Source organism: Pararhizobium sp. LjRoot255 (genome assembly GCF_964252905.1).
Lineage (GTDB): Bacteria > Pseudomonadota > Alphaproteobacteria > Rhizobiales > Rhizobiaceae > Pararhizobium.
The window spans coordinates 1,948,655-1,955,000 of the sequence record NZ_CAXUPQ020000001.1 but is presented as its reverse complement, the minus strand read 5'-3'; the positions used below and the strand labels follow the sequence as shown (position 1 = coordinate 1,955,000).

Annotated in this window: 3 protein-coding genes (1 of these 3 only partly in view); 1 reads left to right on the top strand and 2 read right to left on the bottom strand. The window is 62.0% G+C overall.

From position 1 onward, the window contains the following. Positions 1-1,290, top strand: the 3' portion of a protein-coding gene (locus tag ACSQ2W_RS09490) for an aldehyde dehydrogenase family protein (protein WP_436086028.1). The gene continues 189 nt to the left of window position 1, outside the view; 1,290 of the gene's 1,479 nt are visible here — the last part of the coding sequence; the start codon falls outside the window, past its left edge; its stop codon occupies positions 1,288-1,290. A 293-nt stretch (positions 1,291-1,583) separates the two neighbouring features. Here the strand turns inward: ACSQ2W_RS09490 and ACSQ2W_RS09485 are convergent, their stop codons facing one another. After that, on the bottom strand, positions 1,584-1,802 hold the full coding sequence (locus tag ACSQ2W_RS09485) for a hypothetical protein (protein WP_436086027.1): 219 nt from the start codon (positions 1,800-1,802) through the stop codon (positions 1,584-1,586). A gap of 661 nt (positions 1,803-2,463) precedes the next feature. Then, positions 2,464-6,237, bottom strand: coding sequence for a methionine synthase (gene metH / locus ACSQ2W_RS09480; protein WP_436086026.1), 3,774 nt, complete (start codon positions 6,235-6,237; stop codon positions 2,464-2,466). Positions 6,238-6,346 lie beyond the last annotated feature (109 nt).

Sequence of the window (6,346 nt, the reverse complement as noted above, 5' to 3'; positions counted from 1 at the left end):
ACCGAGCGCGCCGCCTATCTGCGCGCCATCGCGACAAAAGTCGCCGAGAAGCAGGAGTTTCTCGCCAAGCTCGAAGTCGCCGACAACGGCAAGCCGCTGCCCGAGGCGTTGTGGGACATCGACGATGTCGTCGGCTGCTTCACCTACTACGCCGGCCTTGCCGAGGAACTCGATCACAATCCGGAGGAGACGATCCCGCTCAGCGAGCCGCGTTTCTCCTCGCGGGTGGTGCGCGAACCGCTCGGCGTCGTCGGTGCCATCACCCCGTGGAACTATCCGCTGCTGATGGTCGCCTGGAAAGTGGCGCCAGCGCTCGCCGCCGGCTGCACCATGGTGCTGAAACCCTCGGAACTGACACCGCTCACCGCGCTCGAACTGGGCGTCATCGCCGAGGAGGTCGGGCTGCCGGCCGGTGTGCTCAACATCGTCACCGGCACCGGGCCGCAGGCCGGCGAGCCGCTGACGGAACACCCGCTAGTCGACAAGCTCGCCTTCACCGGATCGGTCTCCACCGGCCGCAAGGTGATGATGGCCGGCGCCCAGGACATCAAGAATGTCAGCCTCGAACTCGGGGGCAAATCGCCTTTCATCATCTTCGCCGACAGCGACATCGAAAAGGCCGTTGAATGGATCATGTTCGGCATCTTCTGGAACCAGGGCCAGGTCTGTTCGGCAACCTCGCGCGTGCTGGTCGAGGCAAGCATTTATGACGCCGTCGTTTCGCGGCTGTGCGAGGAAGCGGCGAAGATCAAGATCGGTAACGGCATGGATGAAGGCACCCTGCTCGGCCCGATCGTTTCCAAGGGCCAATACGACAAGATCGTTTCGGCGATCGAGCGCGCCCGCATCGACGGCGCGACGGTTGCCTTTGGCGGCAGCCGCCCCGCCGGTCTCGACAACGGCTACTTCATCGAGCCGACCGTGTTCACCGGCATGAGCGAGGATTGCTACGTCTGGAAGGAGGAGATTTTTGGCCCCGTCGTCTGCGTCAAGCCATTCAAGGACGAGGACGAAGCCATCCGCATGGCCAATGACAGCCGCTTCGGGCTTGCCGCCGCCGTCATGTCGAAGGACGTGATGCGCGCCGAGCGCGTGGCCGAGGCGCTACGCGCCGGCATCGTCTGGGTCAACTGCTCGCAGCCGACTTTCCCCGAAGCGCCCTGGGGCGGCTACAAGCAATCCGGCATCGGGCGCGAACTTGGCCGCTGGGGAATTTCGAACTATCTGGAGACGAAGCAGATCACCCGGTTCAACAGCGACGAGCCGTGGGGGTGGTATATCAAGGGGTGAGCGGTGCGCGGTTGGCTTCCCTGCCCGGCTCGAGTTGGGGAACCGCTACCTTCTCCTGCGTCATTCCTATCCTCGCGCTTGCCCCGAGGATCAGTCACGGGAATCCAGCCACGAGGGCGAGGATGACGGAGCGGGGGAGAACGCTGACCTCCCCAACCAAGTACCCCGAAGTGGGAGCCGGCGCGGCTTTCCGCAAATCTTACCAAAATTTATTCCGACGGATTGAACCCGGACACCAGTCCATGTGCAGCCTCCAAAATCTGAAACAGCGGCGCGATCGGAAACGCTATCTGTCACGTTAGACGTTTGAACGTCCATTTGACGACATATTCGCCGCTGCGCTTCATTTTGGTTTTGGTCCGCACCCGGACCGGCCCGCCTAACGCGATCTCCGCGTCTTCGAAGGCCTGGCGCGCCTCGGCGATGGCTTGATGATACGCACTGTTGTCACGTTTCGGGCTTTCTGCAATCGCCTTGAGAAGGGCGATCATGTCTCGCTTGTCTTCGGCCATGGATTCGTCGCACTCCTTTACGGCCGCGCATCAACCGATGTCGCGATGCCGAACACATATTGGTCCAATACACGAACCAACGCGCCCTTCTCAATCCAAACCTCTGGCGTCAAATCTGCGGTCGTATGGAGCGAATGTCGTCACGTCAGCTTTTGGCCCGCCGCTGCCTTCAGGCTGTCGCAAAAGTCTGTCGCGAAGCACTGCCTTTCGCGAGAGATTTTTGCGACAGAAATTTCCTGCGGAATTCAAAGGGACGGATTTTGTCACGAAGGTCAGGATATTTGCGGCAATGCGACACTGACGCTCCGCCCTGTGCGGGTAGGGACGGTACTGGCTATGCCCGCACCCGATCGGGCGTCAGCTAGTCGCGGTTGCGCAGCCCGGGCGGGTGCGGGCAACGGAGGCACCACCGGCCCAAATAGCGACCACCCATCGCGGACGTTACCGAAAGTGAAAAATCACCTGATCGGGACATCTTCATTCAAGCCGCTGCCAACCCCGCCAACGGTTGGTTATATCGCGAAAATCCCAAGTTTGTATCGGTTTTGCGCCTGATCTTTGGACGTCGCAGAATAGAAGGTTTTGCAAGCACGACAATGACCGCTCCTGGGCCGGCAGCGGTCGCCTCACCCCAACACATCAGCCGATTGCCGCTAGCCCCCTACTCCGCCGCTTCCGCGCTCGGCGCCGGCACATAATTCAGGATCGGGCCCAGCCAGCGTTCGACCTCGCCGATCGGCATGGCCTTGCGCGCGGCATAGTCCTCGACCTGGTCGCGCTCGATCTTGGCGACGCCGAAATAGTAGGCCTCGGGGTGGCCGATATAGAGGCCGGAGACCGAGGAGCCCGGCCACATGGCGAAGCTTTCCGTCAGCGTGACGCCGATTTCCTGCTCGGCCTTCAGGAGACGAAACAGGGTCGCCTTTTCCGTATGGTCCGGTTGCGCCGGATAGCCGGGTGCGGGGCGGATGCCGGCATAGGGTTCGGCGATCAGGTCGGTTGCCGTGAAGGTTTCGTCCGGCGCGTAGCCCCAGAGTTCCTTGCGCACATATTCGTGCATCCGCTCGGCGAAGGCTTCGGCGAAACGGTCGGCCAGGGCTTTCACCATGATCGAGGAGTAGTCGTCGTTGGCCCGCTCGAAGCGCTCGGCGATCGCCACTTCTTCGATGCCGGCGGTGACGACGAAGCCGCCGAGATAATCCTGTCTGCCGCTCTCAACCGGCGCGACGAAATCGGACAGCGCCACGTTCGGGCGGCCGTCGCGCTTGCTCATCTGCTGACGCAGCGTGAAGAACGTGGCGAGTTCCGTCGTCCGCGTCTCATCGGTGAACAGGCGGATATCGTCTTCCACGGTGCCGGCCGGCCAGAAACCGACGACCGCCTTCGGCGCAAACCACTTTTCCGCAATGACTTTTGCCAGCATGTCTTGCGCATCGGCAAAGAGCTGGCGAGCGGCTTCGCCCTGGCGTTCGTCTTCGAGGATCTTCGGGTAGACGCCCTTCAGCTCCCATGTCTGGAAGAACGGGGTCCAGTCGATATAACGCGCCAGTTCCGCAAGGTCCCACTCCTGAAACACGCGCGTGCCGAGAAAGGACGGCGCTTTCGGCGCGTAAGCGTCCCAATCGACTTTCTGCGCATTCGCACGCGCTTTCGCCAGCGGCAGGCGCTGCTTTTCCAGCTCGTTGCGGGCATGCGCGTCCGCAACCTTCTTGTATTCGGCGCGCACCGTTTCGATGTAGCCGTCCTTCGCGTCCGGCGACAGCAGCCCGGAGACGATGCCGACGGCGCGGCTGGCGTCGGTGACGTAGATCGCCTGGCCTTGATGATAACGCGGATGGATCTTGACGGCCGTGTGCACGCGGCTCGTCGTCGCGCCGCCGATCAAAAGCGGGATATTGAAACCTTCGCGCTCCATCTCCGCTGCCACATGCGCCATCTCGTCGAGCGACGGCGTGATCAGGCCGGAAAGGCCGATGATGTCGACGTTGCGTTCACGGGCCACTTCGAGAATCTTTGTGGAGTGGACCATCACCCCGAGATCGATGATCTCGTAATTGTTGCAGGCGAGAACGACGCCGACGATGTTCTTGCCGATGTCATGGACATCGCCCTTCACCGTCGCCATCAGCACCTTGCCGGCGCTCTGGCGTTCGCCCTGGCCACCACCGGCCAGCCGCTCGGCTTCCATATACGGGAGGAGAACGGCAACCGCCTGCTTCATCACACGCGCGGATTTCACCACCTGCGGCAGGAACATCTTGCCGGAACCGAAGAGGTCGCCGACGACATTCATGCCGGCCATCAACGGACCTTCGATGACATGCAACGGCCGCTCGGCATTTGCCCGCGCTTCCTCCGTATCGGCGTCGATGAATTCGGTGATGCCGTTGACCAGCGCATGTTCCAGCCGCTTTTCGACCGACCATTCGCGCCATTTCAGGTCCCGTTCCTTGGCCTCCCTGCCGGCGGCACCCTTGAAACGTTCGGCGAGTTCCAGGAGCCGCTCGGTCGAATCGGCGCGTCGGTTGAGCACGACGTCCTCGCAGGCTTCCTTCAGCTCCGACTCGATCTGGTCGTAGACGGCAAGCTGGCCGGCATTGACGATACCCATGTCCATGCCCGCCTGGATGGCGTGATAGAGGAAGACGGCGTGCATCGCCTCGCGCACCGGTTCATTGCCACGAAACGAGAAGGAGAGGTTCGAGACGCCACCGGAAATATGGACGTGCGGCAAGGTCTCGATGATCTCGCAGGTCGCCTCGATGAAATCGACGCCGTAATTATTGTGTTCCTCGATACCGGTCGCCACCGCAAAGATGTTGGGGTCGAAAATGATGTCTTCCGGCGCAAAGCCCGCCTGTTCCGTCAGGAGCTTGTAGGCGCGGGTGCAGATCTCGACCTTGCGCGCCTTCGTATCGGCCTGCCCCTTTTCGTCGAAAGCCATGACGACGACAGCGGCACCATAGGCGCGGCAGAGCTTCGCGTGATGCAGAAAGGCTTCCTCGCCTTCCTTCATCGAGATCGAGTTGACCAGCGGCTTGCCCTGCACGCATTTCAGCCCGGCCTCGATGATCTCCCATTTCGATGAGTCGATCATGACGGGCACGCGGGCGATATCCGGCTCGGCGGCGATCAGGTTCAGGAACTCGACCATCGCCTGCTTCGAATCGATCAGGCCCTCGTCCATGTTGACGTCGATGATCTGGGCGCCGTTCACCACCTGGTCACGGGCGACATCGAGCGCCGCAGCATAGTCGCCGGCGGTGATGAGCTTGCGGAACCTGGCCGAGCCCGTGACATTGGTGCGCTCGCCGACATTGACGAAGGCGATGTCCTTGCTCAGCGTGAACGGCTCCAGCCCGGACAGCTTCATCAGCCGCGGCACCTCGGGAATGGCGCGCGGCGGATGTTTCGCCACGGCCTCAGCAATCGCGCGAATGTGGGCCGGCGTCGAGCCGCAGCAACCACCGACGATGTTGACGAGGCCCTCTTGGGCAAAACCCTCGATCTGGGCTGCCATCTCCTCCGGGCTTTCGTCGTAGCGACCGAATTCATTCGGCAGGCCGGCGTTCGGATAGGCGCAGACGAAGGTGTCGGCGACGTCGGAAATCTCCGTCAGGTGCTCCCGCATGGCATTGGCGCCGAGCGCGCAGTTGAGGCCGATGGTGAAGGGATCGGCATGGCGCACCGAATGCCAGAACGCCGTCGGCGTCTGGCCGGACAGCGTGCGGCCGGAAAGGTCGGTGATCGTGCCGGAGATCATCACCGGCAGGCGGATATCCTTTTCCGCGAAGATCTCCTCGGTCGCGAAGATCGCCGCCTTGGCGTTCAGCGTGTCGAAGATGGTTTCGATCAGGATGATATCGGCGCCGCCATCGATCAGGCCGCGCAGTTGCTCGCCATAGGCGATGCGCAGATCGTCGAAACTGACCGCTCGAAACCCGGGATTGTTGACGTCGGGCGAGATCGAGGCGGTGCGGTTGGTGGGGCCGAGCGCGCCGGCGACGAAGCGGCGCCTGCCATCGACCTGCTGCGCCCGAAGACCCGCGCGGCGCGCAAGCCTGGCGCCGTCACGGTTCAGTTCATAGACCATCGCCTCCATGCCGTAGTCGGCCTGGGCGATAGAGGTGGAGGAGAAGGTGTTGGTTTCGAGGATGTCGGCGCCCGCGATGGCGTAGTTGTAATGGATCTCCTCGATGGCGCCGGGCTGGGTCAGTGTCAGGAGGTCGTTGTTGCCCTGGAGATGACAGTCGCAGCCGGCGAAGCGGTCGCCGCGAAAATGCTCTTCGCCGAGGCCAAGCTGCTGGATCTCCGTGCCCATCGCGCCATCCATGATCAGGATGCGTTCGCGCGCTAGCGCCTTCAATGCGGCCATGACTTCCGATCCATCCGGACGGGGTGAAACGGGGCCGAAAAGGGTATCGATGGCGGACATGGGAAATCTCCCGTTCTGAAAACGACAGTACAGTAGCATACAGGGATCACATAAAGATATCTTTATGTCAATATATGCATCTCTTCAATCAGGCGAACGGGCAAGAGAA